The sequence below is a fragment of the Mesorhizobium sp. P5_C1 genome, from assembly GCF_054049815.1.
In genome coordinates this window covers 1-784 of sequence record NZ_JBFULQ010001222.1, presented here as the reverse complement: position 1 = coordinate 784, position 784 = coordinate 1, and the positions used below count along the sequence as shown (strand labels likewise).

At 58.8% G+C, this 784-nt stretch carries 1 protein-coding gene; it reads right to left on the bottom strand.

The window, feature by feature from the left end; translation table 11 throughout:
- Positions 1 to 189: 189 nt before the first annotated feature.
- Positions 190 to 784 (bottom strand): helix-turn-helix transcriptional regulator (locus tag ACXJ7R_RS35000; protein WP_457155783.1); only part of this gene is annotated, 595 nt, incomplete at its 5' end.

Below are 784 nucleotides of genomic sequence, written 5' to 3'. Positions count from 1 at the left end.
GCGTGCTGGCCAGGAATCCTAGGCAAGGATTGGACCGGTTGGGCCGTCCCTTGGCATGATGAATTCGAACCAGGTTTGACATGAGCGGCGCGTCCAGGCTGACCGCCGATGGATACCTTCTTCCGCCCAGCCTGCTTTACTGTGATGTTGGGGTTTTCCGATAGTTGCTGAGAACCGACAACCGGCCACCTAGATTCTGCACTTACGACGAAATTCCGTGGGGGCCGCGCCGAAGGCCCGCTTAAAGGCGGTCGTGAAATGGCTCGAACTGCCGAAACCACATTCCATCGCGATCTCCGTCGCCGACAAATTGGTCGATCGCAGCATATCCGCGGAGTGCTCCAATCGGCGATGCGCAATGAATGCGTGCGGTGTCATGCCTGTCGAGTGCTTGAAGGCCCTCCAGAAATGGAACCGGCTAACCCCAACCTCTTTTGCCAAATCGGCGAGCGTAGGTCTGCCGCCCGACGATGCCTCGATCATTCCCACCGCTCGCTTGAGATCGAACGATGACAAACCGCCTTTTGCCGGTTCCTGATGGACGCCGTTCAACCTGAACATTTGCCCGAGCAGTTGCGTGGCCTGGCACTCCGCCATCGTTGCGCTGATGGGGTCAGGCTGCTTGAGCTCCAAGACAATCCTCTGCAACGCCGACTCTACAGTGGTGTCCCGAAATCCGATCGAAGGCGGCAGCACGGCCGCGCGATTGCGAGCCATCCCCGCAAACACGTCGTCGGCGAACCCTTTTTCAATCGAGACCAGTAGGTAGGAAGCGGTCGCATCC